Source organism: Methanoregula sp., from assembly GCF_002835825.1.
Classification (GTDB): Archaea; Halobacteriota; Methanomicrobia; order Methanomicrobiales; family Methanospirillaceae; genus Methanoregula.
This window is the reverse complement of sequence record NZ_PIZH01000617.1, coordinates 1-1,237: the sequence shown is the minus strand read 5'-3', so window position 1 is coordinate 1,237 and position 1,237 is coordinate 1. Positions and strand designations below refer to the sequence as shown.

General features: G+C 58.4%; 1 protein-coding gene, 1 tRNA gene and 1 pseudogene. All 3 read left to right on the top strand.

The window, feature by feature from the left end:
• A pseudogene (gene tfb, locus CW742_RS13860) lies at nt 1–383 on the top strand (transcription initiation factor IIB); the annotation flags it as partial.
• A 64-nt stretch (nt 384–447) separates the two neighbouring features.
• Nucleotides 448–519 (top strand) — tRNA-Ala (locus tag CW742_RS13855).
• Nucleotides 520–564: 45 nt separating this feature from the next.
• Nucleotides 565–1,237: hypothetical protein (locus CW742_RS13850; protein WP_292421387.1), on the top strand; the 673-nt coding region annotated here is incomplete at its 3' end.

Below are 1,237 nucleotides of genomic sequence, written 5' to 3'. Positions count from 1 at the left end.
CGCTCGATGAGATCGCAGAAGTGTCCCGTGTCTCCAGAAAAGAGATTGGAAGGACCTACCGGTTCATCTCCCGCGAGCTTGGTTTAAAACTCCTCCCGACCTCCCCGATCGACTATGTCCCCCGGTTCTGTTCAGGTCTTACCCTCAAGGGCGAGGTCCAGAGCCGTGCCGTCGAGATCCTCCGCCAGGCCGGCGAACGCGAACTCACGAGCGGCCGCGGTCCGACCGGTGTTGCGGCAGCAGCAATCTACATTTCCTCCATCCTCGGGGGCGAGCGCCGGACCCAGCGTGAGGTCGCGGAAGTCGCCGGTGTCACGGAGGTTACAATCCGGAACAGGTACAAGGAACTTGCCGAGAAACTCGACATCGAGATCATCCTCTGATCCATTTTTTTGACACCAAGAACTTTATTCCATTATCCTCAAATCTACTACCCACCTCAGGAGCGGGCTCGTAGATCAGGGGTAGATCGTTACGTTCGCAACGTAAAGGCCGCGGGTTCAAATCCCGCCGGGTCCATGCTATCGAATGATGCCTTTTTCACCATTCCGGTATCACGCGGTATTGATCGCTCTTTTCCTACTTGGTATTCTGCTCCTTCCTGCATCTGCTGCAACCATTGCCATCTATGGGGATACGGCAGGGTTCAGCATCGACGCCCACCGGGACGAGTTCACGGTCGCCTGCCAGCACGACGGATCCTCGGGAGCAGCGCTCGATCGGGACATCGCCTGTTTCACCGACCCTTCCGTCGCCGTCATATTTATGGGGGGCGATGAGTCGTTTTCCGCAACGACTGCGGGACAGATCCAGGAGGCAGCATATGGCGGAAAGATTCTTGTTGTGACCAACAAGCACTACAAGAAGATCAACGCAAGCCTTCCGGCCGCGAATACCGGCCCCGTGCCGGAGGGGCAGTCGCTGCAGGTGGCAAATCCGGAAAGCCCCCTTGCAATGAGGGTCTTCGAAGGTCTCCGGAACCATTACCCGGTCACCCGCCCGCTTGCCGATCGCATGAATACGGTTGCAAACCCCGGTGCGGACGTTCTCCTGACATACGAGACTGGGGACCCGGCGCTCCTGTACTGGTCGTATGGCAGGGGATTCGTCGTAGAATGGGCAACGACTTCCCCCCTCTCTTACCTCAACAGCACGGAGGCTGATTTCATCAACGCACGGCTCATCAGGTACCTCCTCGCCCGCCCGGTACCGGTCACCACGGCCACCACGACAACAC